The organism is Aerococcus sp. 1KP-2016 (assembly GCF_002252085.1).
Lineage (GTDB): Bacteria > Bacillota > Bacilli > Lactobacillales > Aerococcaceae > Aerococcus.
Genome location: NZ_NEEY01000031.1, coordinates 1 through 23,622 on the forward strand (window position 1 = coordinate 1; position 23,622 = coordinate 23,622).

A 23,622-nucleotide genomic window follows, 5' to 3' on the forward strand; every position below is an offset into this window, starting at 1 on the left:
TCCTTTAACCTGTTCCCATGATATATTTCAATCAAAATTTATAAGAATTTTTTCAAAGTAAAAGGCGTACACAACTCTTTTTAAGAATTATATACGCCTTTTTAGAGGCCTTTTGTCCCAGCCTCTTTTATTATATTGTCTTTTGTCGCACTCTATTGAAACGTGTTCCCAAAGTCAGCTTTAACTGCGTTTCAGAAAAATCCGTAAATCCCAAAGTACGGGTTTTACGTTCATTTTCTTCCAACGGTTCAAAGCTTAGCGACTTTTGTCACACTCTATTGAAACGTGTTCCCCAAAGCAACTCTCTGCCCACTTCAGATGAGCTTGTGCTGGTAGAGGGTTGAACGCTTTTTGTCACACTCTATTGAAATGTGTTCCCAAAGTCAGCTTTGACTGCGTTTCAGAAAAATCCGTAAATCCCAAAGTACGGGCTTTACGTTCATTTTCTTCCAACGGTTCAAAGCTTAGCGACTTTTGTCACACTCTATTAATCTAAATAGTCGTAGTCTATTGGGGTTTGAATCATTGTTTTGAAGCTGTCAAAGTCTTTTCCATTGGCTAAAGCCCACATAGCTTTCATGACAAGGGCTTCGATGGTGATATTGGCAGTTTCGATTAAATGATTTTCGCCTAAGAAAGACTGCCCTACAGCGTAAACTTCATAGTCTGACCCTTCCATAGGAACTTGCGTGGTTAGAATAATATACTTCCCTCGTGCAACGGCTTTTTTGATTTGCTCGGCGTAGTGTAGATGGGCTAATTGGGGGATACCACCAATACCAAAACCTTGAATAATGAGTACATCAGCAAATTCTAGGTAGGCTTGAATGATATCAGCTGGCAAGCCTGGTGTTAATCTTAAGACGCCAACATGGGTATCCAATTGATCGTAAAATGTTAAGTTTGACATGTCAGCAGGTTGATTCAAAATTTGGAGCACTTGATGACCGCGAACAACGGCCCGGTTGGCAAAGTCAATCGTTTGGAAGGCTTGGTATGATCGAGACCGTACCTTACGTGCACGCGTTCCTAATAAGACCTCTCCGTGGAATACAATGGAAACCGCATAGGCGTTATCAGAAGTAGCGTAGGAAACAGCATCGAGAATATTTTTGACACCGTCATTGCCAATTTTTGATAGCGGGACCTGGGCACCTGTTAACACGATGGGTTTAGGGCTATTTTGAATGAGATATGAAAGGGCTGCGGCGGCATAGGACATGGTGTCCGTACCATGTATAACGATAAAACCGTCGAATTCGTCATAACGTGTACGGATAAGATTGGCAATTGCTACCCAGTTTTCAGGCTGCATATTCGTTGAATCGATAGACATTAAATTATGGACTTCATAGTGGGGGGGATTTTCAGATGCGGCAATGATATCATCTAATTCCGTATTGATTTCTCCTGCTATTAGTCCTTGGTCAGATTCGTGGGCGGAAATAGTACCACCAGTTAGAATAAATAAGATACGTTTAGTCATTATGAAACTCCTTGATTGATTATTTGATATATGATAAAAAACCAAGCTTTATCATATAAATAGGCTGGGAAATTATTCCCAGCCATTATTGAAACGTGTTCCCCGAAGCAACCCTCTGCCCACTTCAGATGAGCTCGTGCTGACTGGCATCTTCACTGACGCTAATCTTCCACTGGTTGAGGGATAAACGCTTTTTGTCACACTCTATTCAAATGTGTTCCCAAAGTCAACTTTGACTGCGTTTCAGACAAATCCGTAAATCCCAAAGTACGGGCTTTACGTTCATTTTCTTCCAACGGTTCCAAGCTTAGCGACTTTTGTCACACTCTTTTATTTTCTAATTTGACCGTCACCGTAAATGACGTATTTGTAGGTTGTTAAAGCAGCGATACCCATTGGTCCGCGGGCATGTAGTTTTTGGGTTGAGATGCCAATTTCGCCACCAAAACCAAATTTGTCACCGTCAGTAAAGCGAGAGGAGGCGTTGACTGCTACAGCAGCAGCATCAATGTCTTCCACGAAGCGGCGTGCTACAGAGTAATCTTGAGTCACGATAACTTCTGTGTGTGCACTTGAGAAGCGTTGGATATGTTCGATTGCTTCTTCATAGCCACTTGTCACTTTAATCGCAATCTCGTAGGCTAAAAATTCAGTTGCATAATCTTCATCAGTAGCTGCTTGAACATCATATTCGCTAAGAATAGCTTGCGTTTTCACATCACCGTGAATCAGGACTTTATCTTTTTTGAATGCTTCTGCTACTCGTGGTAAAAAGTCAGCCGCAATTTTTTCATCGACTAAAAGATTTTCTAGGGCATTACATACAGATACACGTTGCAATTTACCATTTTCCAATATAGCCAAAGCTTTGTCTAAATCCGCTGCCTCATGAACGTATAGGTGGTCGTTACCAATACCTGTTTCAATCGTTGGCACTGTTGCATTACGAACAACGTTTTGAATTAAGGCATTCCCACCACGTGGAATTAAGACGTCTAGGTACGCATTCATCTTCATGAATTCTTCGGCTAAGGCATGGTCAGGATTGTCGATTAAGTTAACTGCATCTTCAGTGACGCCTGCACGTTGTAATCCGGTTTTTAAAGCTTTAACGATGGCCAAATTACTTTCAATCGTCTCACGGCCACCTCGTAGAATAACGGCGTTACCAGCTTTGAAAGTTAGGGCAGTGGCATCGGCAGTGACGTTTGGCCGTGACTCAAAAATAATACCGATGACGCCAAGTGGTACACGTTTTTTGCCGATTTCGATACCATCTTCAGTGACCCACATTTCGTCTGTATGACCAATAATGTCAGGCAGGTTGGCTACTTTTTCAAAACCATGTGCCATATCTTCCACACGGGCTTCTGTTAAGGTCATACGTTCGATAAAGCTCTCCGGGCGACGGCCTTGGTCTCTGGTTGCTTGGATATCTGCTTGGTTGGCTTCAAGGATAGCGGGTGTTTGTTCACGTAAACTATTGGCCATTTCATGTAATGCAGTATTCTTTTGAGTCGTTGATGATTTGCTTAGGGATCTAGATGCGATTTTGGCAGCTTTCCCAAGGGTATATAGACCTTGAACATCTATCATGTATATACCTCCATAATCTGTATTTTTCAGTAATGTTATTATAACCGGATTTGTCCAAAAAGACTATTTTAATAGACTTTCGGGCATGAATAAGGTACCAATTTCCTCACCTTGCATTAATTCGATAATTTGCATGGGATCTTCTGAAGACATGATAGCTGTCATTTGACCTTCTTTGAGTGCTTCACTAGCAGCGATTAGTTTGGTTTCCATGCCACCAGTTGAAAAGGCAGATACGTCGCCTTTTGCCATGGTCATCAACTCATCTGAAACTTCAGTTAAGACATCAAATTTGACGGCATCCGGATTTTTCTTCGGATTGTCATTGTAGAAGCCGTCCACATCTGTTAATAGGATTAATAAATCAGCTTCCATAGTCGAGGCTACTAGTGCTGAAAGTGTATCGTTATCACCGAAACGAGTTTGGTGATCCATTTCATCAACTGCTACAGCATCATTTTCATTAATAATAGGTAGAATTTTTTGTGATAATAAGGCATTCATTGCATTTTTGTAGTTATTATAAGAATCTGGGAAATCGATGATGTCTCTTGTTAAGAGAATTTGCCCGATATATTGTTTGTAGTAGTTAAAAGAACGGCTATATAAATTCATCAAGGCAACTTGACCAACTGCAGCCGTGGCTTGTTGGTAGGCCATTTCTGTTGGTCGAGCTTGCAAGCCCATTTGTACTGAACCAACCCCAATAGCACCTGAGGTTACTAAGATTACTTCCTTACCTTGTTGAATCAATGTTGATAGGGCTAAGGCTAGTCGATCAATACGGTAGTAATTAATTTTATTTTGATCGTTTAAAAGGGAGTGTGTCCCTATTTTCACTACGATGCGATTGGCAGTTAAAATACCTTGTCGTTGCATAATGTTCCATCCTTGTCATATAATTTTAAATATAGTGATAAATTTTGTTATTTATCCATTCATTGAAAATTCACTCTGTTATTATAGCATAGTGCGTGTATAAAAAAGGAAGTACATGAAGACAAAAATAGAGGAGTGACAAAGTGTCAGATATTAAATTTACGCGATTTCATAAAGTCTATCTAATCGTTGTTTTGTTGTTTATTTTGGCGATAGGACTTTATGATGTACGCTACAAATTGACCAATCGACAAGTCGCAAACAGTAGTGAATCTTCAACCAGCCAAGTAGTCAGTAGTAGCCAGTCTGAGACAGTGAATTCAAGTGAAGCAGCATCTAGTAGTACAGATGATAGTGAAGCAACAAATGCCTCCTCTAGTGAGGACAGTCAAACAACGAATTTACTTGCTGTAGCAGAAACCATTACTACACCAGTAGCTGTCAATGCGACGACTGACCAAGAGGCGTCAGACATGGCTGCTTATTCGGCTGATTATGCTGGAGATATTCAAAGTTATACTGTTGCAGAAATTGCCAATAGTGTGGCCACGCAATTGGGTATATCTCAAATAGATGCCATCAATCAACTAGTGAGTGCACTACCAAAAGATGTGGATTTAACAGCCAGCCAATACCAAATGGTGAATAAGTTAAATCCTTTAGCAACAGAACCAGTGATGACATTTGCCTATACGGCTAATGGTAAACCATTTAATGCAGAAATCGAGCCAGCCTATACCGGTTTAATCGAGGCTGCTACGCAAGCAGGGTATACTATGACTGTCATATCAGGGCATCGAACCATAGCTTATCAAGTGCAAAATGTCCAAAATGCCTATAATATCTATTTAAGTCAAGGCTACTCTGAAGCAGAGGCTTTAGAGTTAACCAATAGCTATTATGCCCCTGCCGAAGCAAGTGAACATTCCACCGGCCTTGCTTTCGATTTATTAGGCACTGAATGGACAAGCATTGGTGGCTCTTTAGACGAGGGGTATGCAAGTCAACCTTCTGCTCAATGGTTAGCAGATAACGCCCAAGATTATGGCTTTATCTTGCGTTATCCAGATGGTAAGGACCAAATTACTGGTTATTTATTTGAACCATGGCACTATCGATATGTTGGCATAGAAGCAGCACAATATATTCACCAATACGATTTAACACTAGAGGAATTTTATGCCCTAGTAAATTTCCGAGATGCCGTAAATCAGTCATAATTAATGATGTAAACAAAAAGAGGATGGCCGCGGCCATCCTCTTTTATGTTGTCAATTTAGATATCAAAATTCATTGTTGCAAAGTAATCTTCAGGAGTTTCTGGACGACGGATTTGTTTGAAGCTACCGTCTTCTCTTAATAAGACTTCTGCTGAACGTAATTTGGCGTTATATTGGTAACCCATAGCAGCCCCATGAGCACCTGCATCGTGGATCCAAACATAATCACCAACAGTTGTTTCTGGTAATTGACGATCAATCGCGAATTTGTCGTTATTTTCGCATAGACCACCCGTTACATCGTAAGTATGGTCAGCAGGTGCATCTTCTTTGCCAAGAACTGAAACGTGGTGGTATGCACCGTACATAGCAGGGCGAAGTAAGTTTGCTGCTGATGCATCAAGACCAATGTAATCTTTATACGTTACTTTTTCATGTAAAACTTGGGCTACTAAACCACCGTTTTCAGCTAACATCCAACGACCTAATTCTGTGAAAATAGCAACATTATCTAAGCCAGCTGGAACTAAGATATCTTCGTAAGCTTTACGTACGCCTTCACCGATGATTTCGATGTCAGCAGGTGTATCTTCAGGTTTGTAAGCTACACCTACACCACCTGAAAGGTTGATGAAGCTAATGTTTAAATCTGTTAAATCTTTCAATTCAACCGCTAATTCGAATAAGGTACGTGCTAATTTTGGGTAGTATTCATTAGAAGTTGAACCTGAGACTAGGAAAGAATGGATACCAATGTTTTTCACACCGTATTCGCTTAATTTTTGGAAAGCTTTTTTGGTTTGGTCAGGCGTCATACCGTATTTCGCATCACCAGGGTTATCCATAATGCCGTTTGCAACTTCAAATGTTCCACCTGGATTATAACGAACACACATGGTTTCAGGGAAGGTATCAACGTGTTCTTTAAAGAAGTCGATGTGGCTAATATCATCAAAGTTGATGATGGCTCCTAATTCAGCGGCTTTTTGGAAATCGATAGCTGGTGTTACGTTAGAAGAGAACATGATGTCATGACCCGAGAAACCAACTTTTTCAGCTAATAATAGTTCGGTATAAGTTGCGCAGTCTACACCCATTCCTTCTTCTTGCATAATTTTCAAAATTTGAGGTGTTGGTGTGGCTTTGACTGCAAAATATTCTTGGAAATTTGGATTCCATGAGAAAGCTTTTTTTAGACGGCGACAACGATCGCGAATACCTGCTTCATCATATAAATGAAATGGTGTGGGGATTTCGGCTGCTATTTCTTCAACTTTGGCTAGGGTAGTAAAAGGACGTTTCGTTTGCATAATTGTGTTCTCCTTTAAATTTAATCATGTTCTCATTATGAAGAAACTTACCTATTTATGCAAGCAAATAATCTATGATGTAATCGAGTAAATCTAAGGAAGTAAGACATTGATAGGGAAAAATGAGGAATCTCTTAGAAAGGGCTTGACAATTTTTTCATTTAAATTTATGATTATTTCATAGAAATGATGCAACAAAAAAACTTCAATCGTATTTGAAAGGGATTTGTAAATGAACAATAGAAACCTGCATACGAATAACAATTTTTACTTTAGCTATTTTAGGTAGTTTGTATTTATGAAGTCTGTTCGATCGTCATAGATACAAACGTCAGTAAACAACTGAACCGTATCTATGATGGCTAAACATTTTGTTGTGTAACCAGTGGCCACGTAGAGATAAAATCTATTGTGGCCGAGCTATTATATTGATAGCATTCTAAGCACCTATTTAGATTTTATCTAGATTGGTGCTTTTTTCTTTGCAAATGAATCGTAAGGGGAGTAAATAATGAAAAGATTAAGCTTTAAGAGATTGCTTGTTAGTGCCGTCGCCGGACTTGCAATTTTCGCTGGTGGTTGTGCGAATAACCAGGATAATGGTGTGATTGATATCGGTATTTTATCGATTATGGATCATAACTCATTGAACGCAGCGGAACAGGGATTTATTGATGGCATGACGGAAAAGGGTTATGTAGAGGGTGAAGATGTTGTATACCATCGTATGAATGCGCAAGGTCAACAGCAGAACCTATATCCTATGGCTAGTCAGCTGTTGAAAGATTCAGAAATGGTGATGGGGATTGGTACACCAACAATTCAAGCATTAGCCGTAACCGAAGAGGAGAAACCACTTCTTTTTACGGCAGTTACTGATCCAGTATCTGCGGGGATTGCGGAGTCGTTAGCGGGTTCTGGGCGAAATGTAGCTGGTACAAGTGACCAAATGCCGGTTGAAGAACAGGTGAAATTACTACTTTCGATTAATCCGGATGCGGAAAAGGTGGGCATTATCTATTCTAGTGGTGAAGTGAATTCACAAATTCAGGCTGAACAGGCCCAAGCTGCGATTGAAGCTGCTGGTAAAACAGCTGTCATTCGAACAGTAACATCGACGAATGATGTGCAACAAGCTTTAAATTCAATTATGTCTGAAGCTGAATTATTATACGTACCAACAGATAACATTTTGGCTGGAGCGGCAGCTACTGTAGGTGCGGTTGCAAAACAATATAAAGTACCGGTTGTGGCGGGTTCTATTGATCAAGTTGAAGTAGGTGGTCTAGCAACCTTCTCCTTAAACTACTATGAATTGGGTAAACAAACAGCTAATGTTGCAGAGCAAATTCTGAATGGAGCGGATCCTGCGACAATCCCAATTGAAAATGCCAAGGAATTAGAATTGTATGTCAACGAAGATATGGCTGCAGCCTTAGGCATTGATCCTGACAGTATTAAGATTACGGAATAAAGGAAGAGAGAGGAAATCACATGAGTGTTATTTTAGGAAGTGTTTCAGAAGGTTTATTATGGGGATTATTAGCTATGGGGGTTTACTTAACCTACCGTATCTTGAATGTAGCTGACATGACTGTTGAGGGGTCATTCACATTAGGGGCAACTGTTGTATCTCGTTTAATTTTTGAATTTGCAATGGATCCCTGGTTAGCAACGTTATTATCATTTATTATTGGTGCCCTAGCAGGTCTAGTTACTGGATTATTACATACGCGTTTGAAAATTCCAGCCTTGATTGCTTCGATTATTACAATGACGGGTTTATACTCCATTAACTTACGTATTTTAGGTCAAGCTAACTTGCCGTTACTAAGCCAAGTAACTTTGGTTACACAAATGCGTCAGTTAATAGAAGATAAGACAGTCGCAGTAATTGTGATTGGTGTGATTGTCGTTGTCGCAATGATTGCTTTACTAAAATGGTTCTTTGATACACAAATTGGTTTAGCTATTCGTGCTACAGGTGATAACTACATGATGAGTGAAGCGAATGGTATCAATACAGATATGACGAAAATCATCGGTTTCATGGTTTCCAATGGTTTAATTGGTTTGGCTGGTGGTTTACTAGCACAAAATAATGGCTATGCCGATGTGAACATGGGGGTTGGTGCTATGGTTATCGGTTTAGCATCAGTTGTTATTGGTGAAGCTATTGGCAAGAATTTAACTTTTGTCAAACGTTTACTAACGGTTGTACTGGGTTCAGTGATCTACCGTTTGTTATTATTATTAGTTTTGGAATTAAACTTCAATCCAAACGACATTCGCTTATTCTCAGCCCTTATTTTAGCAGTGGCACTTGGCATTCCAGCAGTTCGTACACATGGGAAAAAAGTAGCCAAAAATTCAATTACATCAGGTAAAGAAGCCTAGGAGGGGAGCACATTATGTCTAGTATCTTAACATTACAAGGAATCCATAAAGCATTTGAAGCAGGAACACCCAATGAAAATCACGTCCTTAAAGGAATTGATTTAACAATGGAAAAAGGAGATTTCATTACTATCATTGGTGGTAATGGTGCTGGGAAATCAACCTTCCTTAACTCAATTGCCGGTTCTTTAATCGTCGACGAAGGGCAAATTATCATTGATGGTAAAGATGTGACTAATTTAACAGCAAATAAACGTGCTGGTCTTGTATCTCGTGTTTTCCAAGACACACGTATGGGGACAGCAAGTCGTCTAACTATTGAAGAAAATATGGCTATTGCAGACCGTCGTGGTAAATCGTTTGGTTTTAGTGTCGGTGTAACGAATAAACAACGTGAAATTTTCAAAGAAGCGTTAAAACGTTTAGATTTAGGTCTTGAAGATCGATTGACTACTGAGGTGGGCGCTTTATCAGGTGGTCAACGCCAAGCGTTAACATTATTAATGGCAACATTGAAAGAGCCAAAAGTCTTGTTACTAGATGAACATACTGCTGCTTTAGACCCGAAAACTTCTGATATGGTGCTAGGTTTAACAGAAGAAGTCATTGCGAGCCAAGGTTTAACAGCTTTAATGATTACACATGATATGGAACAAGCTATTCATATGGGGAACCGTTTATTGATGATGGACAATGGCCGTATCGTAGTTGATGTCTCAGGTGAAGAAAAAGCCAATTTAACTGTTCAACACTTATTAGATCTATTCAAGCAAAAATCTGGTCGTGCCTTAAACGACGATGCCTTAATTTTAGGCTAATCATTAGCAATAGAAAAAGCGGTAGGAGTCATATCTCCTACCGCTTTTTGAGTGAGTTGATGATTATACTTCAGCTGGTAAAGTTTCACCGATTGCAGCTAAACGCGCTACGATTTCATCGTGAGACCAACTTTTTGCTTGAATGTAACGGTTGCGAGGGTGTACCCGACATTCGTGTTTGCAACCACCTAGATGTTTTTCTTGGTTCTCTTCTGATGCCAAGATTTGTTTATTACATTCTGGGTTACCACAGTTTACATAGCGTTCACATGGCGTACAATCGAAGTAGTCTTTAGCAACAACAACTGGGTCAACATGGTTGATAGGTACTGAAATACGTTCATCGAAAACGTACATTTTACCTTCCCAAAGGTCGCCACGTGTTTGTTCGTCTTGACCGTAGTTTTCAATACCACCGTTTAATTGCGCAACATTTTCGATACCTTCACGGATCATCCAACCTGAGAATTTTTCACAGCGGACACCACCTGTACAGTATACAAGGATTTTTTTATCCATGAATTTTTCTTTGTTCTCACGAACCCATTCAGGTAATTCGCGGAAGTTGTGAATATCTGGACGGATAGCACCTTTAAAGTGGCCTAAGTCATATTCATAGTCGTTACGAGTATCTAATAAGACAGTGTCCTCATCCAACATTGCTTCGCGGAATTCAACAGGGTCTAAGTGATTACCAGATAATTGAGTTGGGTCTAAATCTTCTTCAAGGTCTAAAGCGACAATTTCTTTGCGGTAACGTACATACATTTTTTTGTGGGCAAAATCGTCTACTTCGTTGATTTTAAACCACAAGTCTGAGAAGTTATCCATTGCATGCATGTGGTCCATGTAACGTTGTGTTACTTCTTTTGGTCCTGAAACAGTACCATTAATACCTTCTTCGCTGATTAAAATACGTCCACGTAAACCAATTGATTTACAGAATTGTAATTCATCCTTTGCGAATTGTTCAGCATCTTCAATAGGTACATATTTATAGTAAAGTAGTACCTGGAAATCATTGTTGTTCATTTATTTTTCCTCCATCATATTGCAGATATGACTGCGAAATTATACGGATTATATTATAGAGTATATTCCATGAACAAACAAGTACTATTTTTGTTCCAAATATGAGGATTTTACTGAAACGCTTTCTTTGATAGCAAAAATCGTGGTATAATAGTTGTTACATTCAAGCAATGAGATGATCAAATAAGAAGTCATTAGTAGGGGTTAGTTATGAATCATAAAGGTACGAAAACAATAGAAACACAGCACCTATTGTTACGAAAATTTGAAATGAGCGATGCGAAAGACATGTTCCACAATTGGGCTGGCAATATGACAGATACCAAATTCGTGACGTGGCAGAAACATGGCGCTGTTTCAGATAGTAAAGATGTGATTGAGAAATGGGATAAACGTAAAGATAAGAATAAGACTTATCGTTGGTGCGTAGAAGAAAAAGCTAGCGGCCAAGCAATTGGTGAGATTGAAGTTGTTGAAATCCATCGTGATACCCAAGCTGCAGATTTGGTCTATTGTATGGGCAAAGCATATAAAGAAAAAGGGTTGGCAAAAGAGGCCCTACAAAATATCATTCACTTCCTTTTTAAAGAGGTTCAAATGAATCGTATCAGCTTTGACCAAGATGTGGCGAATGAAGCAGATCGAGCCTTAGCCTTAGATTTGAATTTTGAATTTGAAGGTGTTCAAAAACAAGCCCTCGCTGACAATACTGGCATCGCTGATAAAGCCTTATATGGGGCAATTCGGCAATAATTATGAAGATAACAAAAGCACAACAAATGTAGCGTAATCACCATTTGTTGTGCTTTTCGTGTGTTATATCCCCCTATTTCATAGGGAGATAGGCAATCCTTGTACATATATTATTTGATGCAAAAAAGGAGACTCGGTTTTATCCGATTCTCCTTTTTGTTATGGATTATAATACTTTGTCTAAGAATTCTTTTGTACGGTCATGTTGAGGGTTTGAGAAGATTTCTTCTGGTTTACCTTCTTCAACAATGTAACCGCCATCCATGAAGATTACACGGTCAGCCACTTCACGAGCAAAGCCCATTTCGTGTGTTACGACTACCATTGTCATACCGTCTTTAGCAAGATCTTTCATAACGTTTAATACGTCACCAACCATCTCAGGGTCAAGCGCAGATGTAGGTTCATCAAATAACATGATGTCTGGGTTCATTGCTAATGCACGAGCAATTGCCACACGTTGTTTTTGACCACCAGATAATGAAGCTGGGAAAGCATCTGCTTTGTCAGCAAGACCAACTTGGTCTAATAAGCTAATGCAGTTTCACGACTAGCTGCTTTATCGGTTTTACCTAATTCTGTAGGTGCTAATGTAATGTTTTCTAACACACTTAAATGTGGGAATAAGTTAAAGTGTTGGAAAACCATACCGATGTTTTGACGTGCTTTGTTGATATCGATTGCTTTATCAGCAATGTTTGTGCCGTCAACAAGTACTTCGCCATCGTTGATTTCTTCTAAACGATTTAAACAACGTAATAAAGTAGATTTACCTGAACCTGATGGGCCGATAACGCAAACCACTTCACCTTGTTTGACTGTTAAGTCGATACCTTTTAATACTTCGTTTTTACCAAAATTTTTCTTCAAACCATTTACAATTACTTTAGCTGTAGCTTCTGCCATATTTATTCATTCCTCTCGGATCTATATTCGAATTCAATACTCAATTTAATCGTATTTTAATCAAAAAACTCTCGTTTGTCAAATTTTATCACATTACACGCTTTTTAGGAATAAGAATTTTATGATTTTTACAATTTACCTTACTAAAAGCCTAATACACAGTATAAAACAGCAACACGGGAGTGGTTAGATTTGGGAAACTGCTGGCAAAAATAGCGCTAATCAAATCTATTGCAGAAGAGGTTTGGGCGTAGTAATAAAGGGAAACCTAGAAGGCTTAACAATCGTCTAGGTTTTTTATTTTCCACAAAAGTTTGCTATAAATTGTTAAAATTTTGCATAATACATAAGCTAGATTAAAATACGCTTATTGAATGCAAGGTGATACTTTGATATATTTTGTATATTGATAGCGTGGAAAAGTGAGGTAAGAGTTTGAAAAGTTTAAAATTTGAAGTCAATTTTAACCAGTTGTTCGTCGTTACTATAGGTACATTAATGATGACAATTGGTTTATATTTTTTCTTAGTCCCGGATGCTTTAGTTGGGGGAGGAACCGGGGGGATTGCTCAGGTGATTAATCCCTTTGTACCCGTGCCTTATTCTGTTTCACTTTTTGTGATCAACTTAATTTTGTTGATTATTGGTATTATTGTTATTGGTAAAGAATTTGGTGGAACCACGTTTTATTCGGTAGTCCTATATTCAGGATTCTATGCACTATTCGAGCACTATTTTCCTGTTTCTCATGGTGTTTCAGATAATCCAATTGTGAATTTAGTGTTAGGGCAGGTACTATTATCCTCCGGTGTAGGGATGGTATTTAATGCAGGCGCAACAACAGGTGGCGTAGATATTATTGCTAAAATCATGAATATGTTTTTGCCGATAACATTTGCATCTGCTGCTATGTTTACAGATATGACCATTCTACTATTAAATATGCTTGTATTCGGGTTTGAACGTGGATTATATGCAGCGATGGGGATTTTGTTAGGCAACCTTGTTGTTGATCGTGTGATTACTGGTGGTTCAGCAAGATATCAAGTGAATATTACATCCGAAAAAGCAGTGGATATCAACGAATTTATTTTGCATGAGATATACAGAGCGACAACAATTTATACAGCAAAGGGTGGCTACACTAAAAAGCCAAGAGCGGTAGTGACATCAGTAGTTGATCGGGAGGAATTACTCCGTGTGAAAAACTTTGTATCTGAGATTGATGAAAATGCCTTTATGTATGTTGCACCAGTTTCAGAAGTTTTAGGTAGAGGATTCTCATTTGAAGTACGCCAGAAACGTTCAAGTATTGCTAAGTTGAGAGAACGTGCGTTAAAAGAAAATAAAAAGTAGGCGCTTACGACTGCCTTATCATGTATAATGGATATACTGGGAATTAGTGAACGGAGGGCAAATGTGAGAACAGATGAATTATATTCAAAGTTGATTAATTTAGGGTTTGTTGAGAATTACTACGTTTCAAATAAAGAATACAAAAATGGTGTTTCTCATCGTATTTTGAAAATTTATGATGATGATGCAAAATTGGCTGAGGTTTCTTTGGATCAACCGTTTATGTTGCGTACTACATATGAAGGGTTTGAGGAGCGTAGTCCATTAGAGAAGCAAGCGTTATTAACCTTGTTGATTAATTATGCGAATACGCCATTAGAAAACCGCCAATCGGCTTTATATTTTGCCTATTACCATGATTTAAATAACATTGTCCATTTCATTAAACGTTTACGAAATAAGCGTTTAACCGATGATATGATTCCTTTAGCTTATTTTACAACCATTACACCAGAACAACGAGAGAGTTTCTTGTTCTCTATGTCAGAATTCGAAGAGTTCCCTGAAGCATATCGTCCACGTTTCACACCAGACTCATTTGTGAAGGTAATTTCTTATGAAGAGTTCTCGCAAAATATTCATGATCGTTATCATATTGATATGCCAGAAGCAACACCATCATATAACAAGACTGAAGAAGATGCTAAGCAAGCACAGAGTAATACACCTTCGAAAAAGACTGAGATCACGGATAAGGGTGTAAATGCTGTTCACGATATTTCTGAATTTCGGAAAAAAGGTGAAGCAGACCACAACCAACCGGATGCTTAATCCTTATAATAACAATACAAAAACCGCCAAGAGAATGAATCTTGGCGGTTTTATATTATATCTAAATTGAAAGCTATAGCCTTGATTCTTGTATCAAGCTATAGCCAAATTTATTTCGAGCGACATTTATCCACGTAGCCCTTGTTTATAAGATAGTTTGGGTATGTTGTTGGGCATATTTCTTCGGTGAAGTATTGTAGACTTTCTTGAATGAACGGTAGAAAGTAGAGTAATCACCAAATCCAGATGCATTTGATACATCTTGAAGGGACATTTTATTTGTATTAATGTTATTGATTAATTGTGCGGCATAGTTAGCACGTTTTTCAATTAGATACTCATGGAAATTTTGATTCATTTCTTTTCTAAATAGTTTAGATAAGTAGTATGGTGAAATATCAAATTCTTGCGTGATGCGTTCTAATTGTAAATCAGATTCTCTAAAATGTTGATCAATATAATAAATGATATGACTGAAATGTTTATCGTCTTTGTAGTTACCAGCCATGCTTGGAATTTTTTTGGCATGGAAGATTTTCATTAGTGATTGGTATAAATGATAAGCAGTCACAAACTCTGAATCTTCAACGGCATAATCTGAAAATTCTAATATCTTAATCAAATAAGAGATGGTTTTGTCTAAACTCTCTTGGTCTAATCGATAGTGACCGGGTTCGTCATAGAAGTTAAGGATATCTTCACGTAAGGGTTCGTTCACTAATGCAAATTGATCTAATAAATTTTGCGGTACCATTAGAATGTAACGTGAATTATTGATACCTTCTTCACTTAGCATTAAGTGGGGTACAGCAGGTGGAATGATAATAATGTCACCATTATATAGCGTATATTCAACCTCATTGACAATATATTGACATTGGTTGCCTAGGTAAATGAAAATTTCATAATGGTCATGATAATGCAAAGAACCAGTTGCAGCAGAGTAAGCTTCCAAATCCATATCACTCGCGTAATTGTAGGATTTTCTAAGCATCGTCTTGCGTTCATCGTGGTAACTGAGGGATAAATGTTTCTGTTGGGTATTTAGAGCAATAGCTTCCAAGTGTTCACCTTCTATTTTTCGCATTTTTAAATATCACAATTGTTTGCAATATTTAACTTGTACCCTAAGTGTACTAAATTACTACAAGCGTTTTCAAGACCTTTTATAATTTAATTTTAAGAAAAAGCGATATAAGGTGAGAAAAGGAGGAAATATGATATAATTTAGTTGAAAAATTTGAACAAAGCATATTTATATGAAAAAATCAGCTGTCCACTTCTTTGTGAGTAGCTGACTTGTTTTTGTGTGATGGTTATTTGTTTAAATAATGTAAAAAAAACAGTATAATAGACTTTGGTGCAATTTCAAGATTGGAATATCATCAAAATTTATTGCTTTAGGAGACGAGCTTATGGATAAGGAACAAGAACAACTTATTGAACGTATAAAAGCAGTTCCAACAGATGATTATGGATACTGTATCCAAACCATTTCCAAATTATTACGCGATAACTATAAACATACACATTCTGAAGAGTTTGTAACATCATTCAATCAAGTAATGACTGATAAATTTCCTGATCGAGCAAATGATTATGATCAAATGATTGCTGATGTAACGATGCAAGATGATGCAGAATTTGTGAAGAGAATACATGCGATTACCGCAGTAGATCCAGTTCGTGCTAATTTCGAAATGAGTTTATATATCCGCCGCATGGAAGATGATTTTGATCAATTTACTCCTAAGAAAAACATCCAAAACTTAAGTATTTACGATGAGTTGGATCTATTCCAATTTATTTATCATAACGAACCAGGTACAGAATTAATGCCAACCGTCCGTGATTACGCAGGTATGTATATTGAATTTGCTAAGGTGCAAATCAAAGCCAACGAATGGCGTGAAGCGATTGAATCATATCAACAAGCTTTATTGTGGAATCCTTACGATGTAGAAACAATTTATGCATTGGCAGAGTTATACCAAGAAATGGAACAATACGGTATGTCATATCCAACAATCTTAAATGGACTTTCATACTCATTACGCGTGGAAGATTTAGCTTATGGTTTTGCTTTGATTGGTGATTTTTATTACCGCAAGGAAGATTACGACAAAGCATACATGCTATATAATATCTCTTTAATGTGGGAGGATAATGATGTTGCAAGTGAAGGATTAGAAATTCTTGAGGCCTTGGATCGTGACTGGCCTGAAGTACTTGAAGGTAAAGAGCAAGAAGCTTTCTTAGAAGAATTAGGACTTAACGAGTATCCGTCAATCGATATGTTGACTGCCTTAAAAGAAGCAGCCATCCGATTCTATCAAAATGATCAATATGAAGCTGCCTATGAATATTTTGCAATCTATGAAGATATTTTAGGGAATGTAGACCCAGAAGTTTCTGCCATTTTGGATAAAATTGAAACAGAACATCCAGATGTTCTAATGGAAGATTTTGATGCACATGACCATAGTCATCACGATCATGATCATGAACATCATCACCACAACCATGATGAACATCACCATCATCATTAAGATGCTTTTAACGTCTAGCGAATCGCTAGGCGTTTTTTTGTTGTTCTGGAATTGTGGAAACTTGAATGGGTTTGAGCAGACAGGTGACTACTTCATCGAGATTTACAGCGAGTTGCACTCGATAATACATATTTTCTCCAGCTGTTAGGCCCAAAGCGCCTTTTCTCACATCCTGTGAAGTTGAGTTCGGACCTCCAGAAAGCCCTGCGCTTCAGATTAGATTGCCGATGACTAGTGCCATCGTCTGCCCTAATCTTCCACCGGTGGCTTTCTGATCGTTGGTCCTCACATCCGGTTTTATATGCTATAATTGGCTAGTGTTTGAAATGTACAATTGATGAAATAAAAGGAGAATTTTATGATACCACGTTATACTCGTCCAGAAATGGGCCAAATCTGGTCTCAAGAGAATAAATACGCTACTTGGTTAGAAGTTGAAATTTTAGCTACTGAAGCATGGGCTGAACTAGGTGAAGTTCCAGCTGAAGATGCGAAAGCTATTCGCGCCAATGCAAGCTTTGATGCGGACCGTATTGCTGAAATTGAAAAGGAAACACGTCACGATGTAGTTGCCTTTACTCGAAATCTATCGGAATCATTAGGTGATGAGCGCAAGTGGGTTCACTATGGGCTGACATCAACCGACGTCGTAGATACTGCGCAAGGTTACCAATTGAAGCAAGCTAATGATATTATCCGTGAAGATTTACAACGCTTTTTATCCGTTTTGAAGAAAAGAGCAATTGAACACAAATATACAGTCACCATGGGTCGTACACACGGTGTGCATGCTGAGCCAACAACTTTTGGTTTAAAAGTAGCGCGTTGGTATTCAGAAGCAAAACGTAATATCGATCGCTTTGAACATGCCGCAAAGGGTGTTGAAGCAGGTAAAATATCTGGTGCTGTTGGTACATATGCCAATGTGCCACCATTCATTGAACAATATGTGTGCGAACATTTAGGCATTCATCCACAAGAAATTTCGACACAAATTTTACCGCGTGATTTACATGCCGAATATATTGCATCATTGGCATTAATTGCTACGATGATTGAAAACATTGCGACAGAAGTACGCTCACTTCAAAAATCAGAAACACGGGAAGTTGAAGAATTTTTTGCGAAAGGGCAAAAAGGATCTTCGGCAATGCCACATAAGCGTAACCCAATTGGTTCTGAAAACATGGCTGGTTTGGCACGTGTAGTTCGTGGGCATGTGATTACTGCCTACGAAAATGTGACTTTATGGCATGAACGTGATATTTCACATTCTAGTGCAGAGCGTATTATTTTACCAGATACAACGATTTTGGTGGATTATATGTTAAATCGTTTTGCCAATATCATGGATAAGCTAACTGTTTTCCCTGAAAATATGAAACGTAATATGGAAGCAACGCATGGTTTAATTTATTCTCAACGTGTTTTATTGAAACTAGTTGACGCGGGATTATCCCGCGAAGCAGCCTATGATTTAGTACAACCTTTGACTGCAATCGCATGGGATGAAGGCAAAGCCTTCAAACCATTAGTGGAAGGGAAGAAAGAAATCACGGATCATTTGTCACAAGCAGAAATTGATAATGCTTTTGATTATCATTATCATATTCAAAAAGTAGATGAAATTTTCGAGCGTTTAGGCTTGGTATAAGGTTAGTCCAAAATGAAAAATCCCTAGCTACAGCAAATTGTTGGTAGCTAGGGATTTTTTATTAGTGATTGTCTTTATCAGGTCGTTTTTTAGACACCTCATGGGGACGGATATGATAGTGCTTGATAAAGGCTCTATAAAAATTACTATAATCATTGAAACCAGCTTGCTGCCAAGATTCGGTAATGGTCAGGCCATTTTCTATCAAGCTTCGAGCATAGGTTAAACGCAGATCCAAAATAAATTGGTAAATTGTTGAATGGAAATAGGGTTGGAATACCCGGTTAACCGTGGATGTCGAAATGTTAAAATGATCCGCGATATCTTGTAAAGTAATATTTTTACGATAGGTTTCTTGGATATATTGTTTAATTTCATAAGCAAGAATCTCACGCTCAGACAACTGCAATTGATTTTCGGTTGGTGAGTGAAACATTCTAAAAAGTTCAATTAGGATGGTGCTTACGATATTGAATACCATTTTCTTTTGCATGGGGTCTTCAGGTCGCTTTAATTCTTCTTTCAACTGTAATAAGCTTTGGAACATATGCTGCCAAGTTACGAACGAGAAAGATAGTGCATGTGGTTCATCAAATATTTTTTTTAATTCCGGGGTCTCAATAAATTCAGTCGTCACCGCTTCTAAATAAGGTGAACCTAAAGCCAAAATATAGGCATACAATTTTTCATGATGCCCACTGTGCCCACTATCATCTTTCTCATCAAAATCCTCAATTGGTAAAAGAATCTTTCGAGAAATAGGTTCAGGGAGAATAATAATCTGTCTGGATGAAACCTCGATTTTTTTATCACCCAATGCAAGTGTAAATGGACGCACAGGGATTAATAATTCATTGCGATGGAATGATGAACGATTATAGTGTTCGACCATTTCTTGATCAACCTTTGTCAGCTTGATTCTAAATGGCGGTGTTCCTATTGTCATAAATCAAAACTCCTAATTCTGTTAAATGTTTTGTCCCTGAAATAAAAAAAAGGGGACTTCGTATAAGTCTCCCTCTAAATATAACATAATTGACCGGAAAAAAGAAAAAGCTAAATTAATTTTAGACGTTTCATTTCTGCTTCAAGTGCCGCAACTGTTTCTTCTTGTGCTGGCACAAGTGGTAAACGTACAGAACCAGCATCAAAACCTAACATAGAAACAGCTTTCTTAATTGGAATAGGGTTCGGTTCGCTAAATAAGATATCAATTAGCGGTTTGAAGGCTGTTTGGATTTCTGTAGCTTTGGCATATTCACCGTTTAGGGCATATTGTGTCATTTCGTGCACTTGTTTTGGCACGATGTTGGCAAGTACTGAAATAACACCTTGGCCACCTAAACTCATCAGGGGTACCACTGTATCATCATTACCAGAGTAAATATCGAAATCTGGTCCGACATAGTAGCGAGACTCAACGGCTTTAGCTAGGTCACCAGTTGCATCTTTTAATGCTACAATGTTATCGATTTTTCTTAATTCGGCTAGCGTTTGTGGGTTAATAGACATTCCTGTACGTCCTGGTACATCATACAAAATGATTGGCGTTTCACGTACTGCATCCGCAATCGCACCATAATGTGCTAATAAACCAGCTTGGCTCGTTTTCAAATAATAAGGTGTTACGGATAAGATGGCATCCGCACCAGCCGCTGCACAGTCTTTTGTTAATTGAACACCGTGGGCAGTGTCATTTGAACCAGCACCAGCAATAACTGGTACGCGTCCATTGACACGATCTACACAGAATTTCACTAATTGAACTTGTTCTTCATCTGTTTGAGTAGATGCTTCACCAGTTGTACCAGCAACAACGATTGCATCCGTACCATTTTCAATTTGAAATTCAATTAAATCTGCAAAAACGTCGTAGTTAATATTTTGCGCTAATGAATTGTCGTAAGGGGTGACAATTGCAACCCCAGAACCTGTAAATAAAGCCATGTTATTCCTCCTAATATAAGTGCCGCATTCCCTGCAAAATCCAATATTCAATCATATAAAATACAGCGTAAAGAAAAAAGGCAGGCAAGAGCTCAACTCTATGCCTACCTAGGAATCTGTTCAAAAACATGGCAAAGTCATCAAAGACTATGCATTACAAAAAAGCTACATATCCATGTTTTCATCCCTAGTATTAGACAAGCGCTCCTCACCTTAATGGGATTAAGGTTTGACAGGAATAAACCTATTCGGTGTTACCCCCAACACAGCAAGCTGCATTTCGGCGCCATTACCTTTCGCTTAAAAGCTACTGATTAATTGCGCATCCTCTATATCTATACCGTTTATTTCGTATAATCGTTAGACTAAAAGTAACACGACTGGCCTATAAAGGCAAGTCAAAAGATGGAATATCCATGAGAAAATGTATGAACGCTTAATCTTTTAGTTTTTTAGTTTTAGTATCAATATATGTAATTGGTACACGTTGACTTAATGAAGTCAACACTTCATGGGCGATTGTACCACCATGTTTGGCCACATCAACAATATCTACTGTATGCTCACCATTACGACCAATTAAGGTTACTTTAGTACCAATAGGCATTTCGTATGGTAAATGAATCAATGTCTGATCCATACAGATGCGACCGATTGTGGGACATAATTCACCCTCAACAATGGCGTTTAACCCCAAATATGATCGTTTCCAACCATCAGCATAACCAATTGGTAGAGTGGCCACCCATTCATCTTCTTCAGCAACATATTCAGCGCCATAAGAAACGGTATCACCCGCATGCATTTGTTTTACATAGACAATTTCTGTTTCAAGCGTTAGGGCTTGTGTTAAGTCAACAGTCGATTCACGATCATTCATACTTGGATTCGAACCATATAAACCCAAACCAAAACGTAAAGCATCTTTGGTTTTTTCAGGGTACCATATGGATAAAGCTGAATTAGATTGATGAATAATCGGACGTTCGGCCAAGTGAGAGAAATCTAGGTTGTCAACGATATTATCAAAGAAGGCTGATTGTTCTTCCACTTTGTCAATGCCATGTTCAGTAAAGGTATCTGCCGTTGCATAATGTGTAAATACTGATGACAAAACAAATTTCTTCGGATGTCTCGCGATGTAATCTACATTGGCTTGCGCTTCTTCAATTGTACGAACGCCAATCCGTCCCATACCAGAATCAATTTTTAAATGTACGTGCAATTTACGACGACCAAACTCCTTGTCGTGTTTTTTCGCATACTTTAAATATTGCAAATCAGATACCGTCACACCAATTTCCATATTTGCATGAAGCCAAGCGTCATCTGGATCCGTTAAACCTAATATCATAATTGGTGCGATAATACCTGCATCGCGTAATTCCATAGCTTCATCTGTTACGGCCACACAAAAGCCATCTGCACCTCTTCTTTGTAAAGCGTGGGCAACTTGAACAGCACCTAGACCGTATCCATCTGCTTTCACAACCGCATAAACGGGTTTATTGTCTGCAAATTTCTTGATAGCAAAATAATTATCTACAATTGCGTCTAAGGAGACGGTAGCTTTGGTTGGTCGATGATATCCTTTAGTCATTTCAGAAACTCCTCTATATTTCAATAATGATTTATTGTGCCAAAAAAGGCAGCGAAATCAATGCTACTGCCTTTGGTCACATTATTTTTCTAATCTATTATACCACTATCAGGTCTAAGAAATCGTGTGGTCATCGTCATCAGTTGTTACGATTTGTATAAATTTTGGTACATGTCGATTATAGGCATCTGTCCATTTTAAAACACGAGGACGGGGTAGGAAATATTCGACACCAACAGCAATAATAGCACCTAGGAAAGTATCAAAAATCCTCCATAAGGCATAGACATATTGATTTTCACCTGGAATATTGAAAATAATAATCAGGAAAGTAGCGGAAGCCCCAATGATACCTGCAGAATTATTCGATATTAATGAAACTTGAATAGTAATCGCAATCCCAACCCCGGCTAATAAGGCAGTGGTAAAGGTATTTGTAGGTAAAAGTCCAGATAGAAAAATATAAACAATTGAGGCAAAGGCACCACAACAAATAGCAATAGTACGCCTAATACCAAATGTGAAAGATGAACTAAAATCGGAACGCTGAGAGAAGACAGCTGAAAGGGCTGATATTTGTGGATCAATACTTGTAACAGAAGCGATGAGGACGATAAGCATAACACTTAAACTCGTTTTGAGTGTGCGCATACCGACATGAATTTTCTTAAACAAGATGAATACTCCTTAATTTCATTAATTTAATTGATAAATCCCTTATAATAGCATATAATCAAGATTTATTCTACTGGATTCAATTTGAATTTTTCTACAAATAGATTATACTAGTAGTAATAGACATGTGAATGAAACAATTATTTTCCATGAGATTAAGGGTGGTGCAAGGTGAAACGTCGAACATACCGTCAAGCAAAACAGGCGCTTGAACGTGAGAAAAAACAACATTCAAACAAATATGGAACGACGATTTCCAACGCACAGAAGACCCAGGTGCCACAAACTACGTTTTCACAAGATACAGCTGAATTCGATGCCAAGTCTTTTACTGAAGCTAAATTACCCCAGGAAACATTTCAAGACTTAGATACAAATGAAATCTTTTTTGAACATCAAAAAGAGAAGCAATATCTATGGTCAGGACCAAGTAGTCAAAACCGTAAACAACTAGTATTCGTCATCATTATATTAGCTATTTTGGCCATTATTTTTTTAGGCCCGACAGTATTTCATTTCTTTGCGACAATATTTAAATAACAAAAGAGGCTGGGACAAAAAATAAAATCATAGATTTTTCGTCCTTACAGTGTACGTTCCTTGTGAGCCGTGGGACCATTGAAAGCCAAGGTCTTTCAATTTGAAATCGAGCCAAGGTCTCGATTTCATCCTC

The 23,622-nt window shown here is 38.2% G+C and carries 20 protein-coding genes, 1 pseudogene and 1 riboswitch; of the genes and pseudogenes, 10 read left to right on the plus strand and 11 right to left on the minus strand.

Annotated elements, in window-relative coordinates; genetic code table 11:
• Nucleotides 1-487 precede the first annotated feature (487 nt).
• The 3 genes from B9P78_RS06535 to proB form a co-directional block, all read right to left on the minus strand.
• The gene (locus B9P78_RS06535) at nt 488-1,486 is read right to left on the minus strand and encodes an asparaginase (RefSeq protein WP_094518704.1); all 999 of its coding nucleotides are present in this window, start codon (nt 1,484-1,486) and stop codon (nt 488-490) included.
• A 330-nt stretch (nt 1,487-1,816) separates the two neighbouring features.
• Nucleotides 1,817-3,082, minus strand: coding sequence for a glutamate-5-semialdehyde dehydrogenase (locus B9P78_RS06540; RefSeq protein ID WP_094518705.1), 1,266 nt, complete (start codon nt 3,080-3,082; stop codon nt 1,817-1,819).
• 63 nt (nt 3,083-3,145) lie between these two features.
• Nucleotides 3,146-3,961, minus strand: a complete 816-nt coding sequence (gene proB / locus B9P78_RS06545; RefSeq protein WP_094518706.1) for a glutamate 5-kinase — start codon at nt 3,959-3,961, stop codon at nt 3,146-3,148.
• A gap of 143 nt (nt 3,962-4,104) precedes the next feature.
• On the opposite strand from proB, the gene B9P78_RS10615 reads away from it, so the two are divergent.
• Nucleotides 4,105-5,181, plus strand: a complete 1,077-nt coding sequence (locus tag B9P78_RS10615) for a M15 family metallopeptidase (protein ID WP_094518707.1) — start codon at nt 4,105-4,107, stop codon at nt 5,179-5,181.
• Between the two features lie 56 nt (nt 5,182-5,237).
• Here the strand turns inward: B9P78_RS10615 and B9P78_RS06555 are convergent, their stop codons facing one another.
• A complete protein-coding gene (locus B9P78_RS06555; RefSeq protein ID WP_094518708.1) occupies nt 5,238-6,491 on the minus strand; it encodes a diaminopimelate decarboxylase in 1,254 nt (417 codons plus the stop codon).
• 511 nt (nt 6,492-7,002) lie between these two features.
• On the opposite strand from B9P78_RS06555, the gene B9P78_RS06560 reads away from it, so the two are divergent.
• From B9P78_RS06560 to B9P78_RS06570, 3 genes are read left to right on the plus strand one after another with little or no spacing between them, the layout of a single operon-like run.
• Entirely contained in the window at nt 7,003-7,965 is a 963-nt protein-coding gene (locus B9P78_RS06560) for an ABC transporter substrate-binding protein (RefSeq protein ID WP_094518709.1), read from the plus strand.
• Between the two features lie 20 nt (nt 7,966-7,985).
• Nucleotides 7,986-8,888, plus strand: a complete 903-nt coding sequence (locus B9P78_RS06565) for an ABC transporter permease (RefSeq protein ID WP_094518710.1) — start codon at nt 7,986-7,988, stop codon at nt 8,886-8,888.
• Between the two features lie 14 nt (nt 8,889-8,902).
• Entirely contained in the window at nt 8,903-9,706 is an 804-nt protein-coding gene (locus B9P78_RS06570) for an ABC transporter ATP-binding protein (protein WP_094518711.1), read from the plus strand.
• Nucleotides 9,707-9,769: 63 nt separating this feature from the next.
• Here B9P78_RS06570 and B9P78_RS06575 read toward each other — a convergent pair whose 3' ends face one another.
• Nucleotides 9,770-10,738 (minus strand): rhodanese-related sulfurtransferase, encoded by a 969-nt coding sequence (locus B9P78_RS06575; RefSeq protein ID WP_094518712.1) that lies wholly within the window; start codon nt 10,736-10,738, stop codon nt 9,770-9,772.
• A gap of 210 nt (nt 10,739-10,948) precedes the next feature.
• Between B9P78_RS06575 and B9P78_RS06580 the strand changes: the two genes are divergently transcribed.
• Nucleotides 10,949-11,491 carry a GNAT family N-acetyltransferase gene (locus B9P78_RS06580; protein WP_094518713.1) on the plus strand — a complete coding sequence of 181 codons (543 nt, stop codon included), beginning with the start codon at nt 10,949-10,951 and terminating at the stop codon, nt 11,489-11,491.
• A 166-nt stretch (nt 11,492-11,657) separates the two neighbouring features.
• Here B9P78_RS06580 and B9P78_RS06585 read toward each other — a convergent pair.
• A pseudogene (locus tag B9P78_RS06585) lies at nt 11,658-12,397 on the minus strand (amino acid ABC transporter ATP-binding protein).
• A 435-nt stretch (nt 12,398-12,832) separates the two neighbouring features.
• On the opposite strand from B9P78_RS06585, the gene B9P78_RS06590 reads away from it, so the two are divergent.
• Together B9P78_RS06590 and B9P78_RS06595 are read left to right on the plus strand one after the other, a co-directional pair.
• Complete coding sequence (locus B9P78_RS06590; RefSeq protein ID WP_233487769.1) at nt 12,833-13,753, plus strand: YitT family protein; 921 nt, start codon at nt 12,833-12,835, stop codon at nt 13,751-13,753.
• A 63-nt stretch (nt 13,754-13,816) separates the two neighbouring features.
• Complete coding sequence (locus B9P78_RS06595) at nt 13,817-14,524, plus strand: hypothetical protein (RefSeq protein ID WP_094518714.1); 708 nt, start codon at nt 13,817-13,819, stop codon at nt 14,522-14,524.
• Between the two features lie 145 nt (nt 14,525-14,669).
• Here B9P78_RS06595 and B9P78_RS06600 read toward each other — a convergent pair whose 3' ends face one another.
• Nucleotides 14,670-15,587 carry a helix-turn-helix domain-containing protein gene (locus tag B9P78_RS06600; protein ID WP_233487770.1) on the minus strand — a complete coding sequence of 306 codons (918 nt, stop codon included), beginning with the start codon at nt 15,585-15,587 and terminating at the stop codon, nt 14,670-14,672.
• A 352-nt stretch (nt 15,588-15,939) separates the two neighbouring features.
• Here B9P78_RS06600 and B9P78_RS06605 point away from each other — a divergent pair, with 352 nt between their 5' ends.
• Nucleotides 15,940-17,073: a tetratricopeptide repeat protein gene (locus tag B9P78_RS06605; RefSeq protein WP_094518715.1), complete on the plus strand. Its 1,134-nt coding sequence runs from the start codon at nt 15,940-15,942 to the stop codon at nt 17,071-17,073.
• A gap of 358 nt (nt 17,074-17,431) precedes the next feature.
• A complete protein-coding gene (purB, locus tag B9P78_RS06610) occupies nt 17,432-18,727 on the plus strand; it encodes an adenylosuccinate lyase (RefSeq protein ID WP_094518716.1) in 1,296 nt (431 codons plus the stop codon).
• 61 nt (nt 18,728-18,788) lie between these two features.
• Here the strand turns inward: purB and B9P78_RS06615 are convergent, their stop codons facing one another.
• The 4 genes from B9P78_RS06615 to B9P78_RS06630 all read right to left on the minus strand — a co-directional run bounded on the left by B9P78_RS06615 (nt 18,789) and on the right by B9P78_RS06630 (nt 22,949).
• Nucleotides 18,789-19,673, minus strand: a complete 885-nt coding sequence (locus B9P78_RS06615; protein WP_094518717.1) for an AraC family transcriptional regulator — start codon at nt 19,671-19,673, stop codon at nt 18,789-18,791.
• A 110-nt stretch (nt 19,674-19,783) separates the two neighbouring features.
• The gene (gene dapA / locus B9P78_RS06620; RefSeq protein ID WP_094518718.1) at nt 19,784-20,674 is read right to left on the minus strand and encodes a 4-hydroxy-tetrahydrodipicolinate synthase; all 891 of its coding nucleotides are present in this window, start codon (nt 20,672-20,674) and stop codon (nt 19,784-19,786) included.
• Nucleotides 20,675-20,865: 191 nt separating this feature from the next.
• Nucleotides 20,866-21,014: riboswitch (Lysine riboswitch) on the minus strand.
• 96 nt (nt 21,015-21,110) lie between these two features.
• A complete protein-coding gene (gene alr / locus B9P78_RS06625) occupies nt 21,111-22,274 on the minus strand; it encodes an alanine racemase (RefSeq protein ID WP_094518719.1) in 1,164 nt (387 codons plus the stop codon).
• 114 nt (nt 22,275-22,388) lie between these two features.
• Nucleotides 22,389-22,949, minus strand: coding sequence for an aromatic acid exporter family protein (locus B9P78_RS06630; RefSeq protein ID WP_094518720.1), 561 nt, complete (start codon nt 22,947-22,949; stop codon nt 22,389-22,391).
• Nucleotides 22,950-23,120: 171 nt separating this feature from the next.
• Between B9P78_RS06630 and B9P78_RS06635 the strand changes: the two genes are divergently transcribed.
• A complete protein-coding gene (locus B9P78_RS06635; protein WP_094518721.1) occupies nt 23,121-23,489 on the plus strand; it encodes a hypothetical protein in 369 nt (122 codons plus the stop codon).
• Nucleotides 23,490-23,622 lie beyond the last annotated feature (133 nt).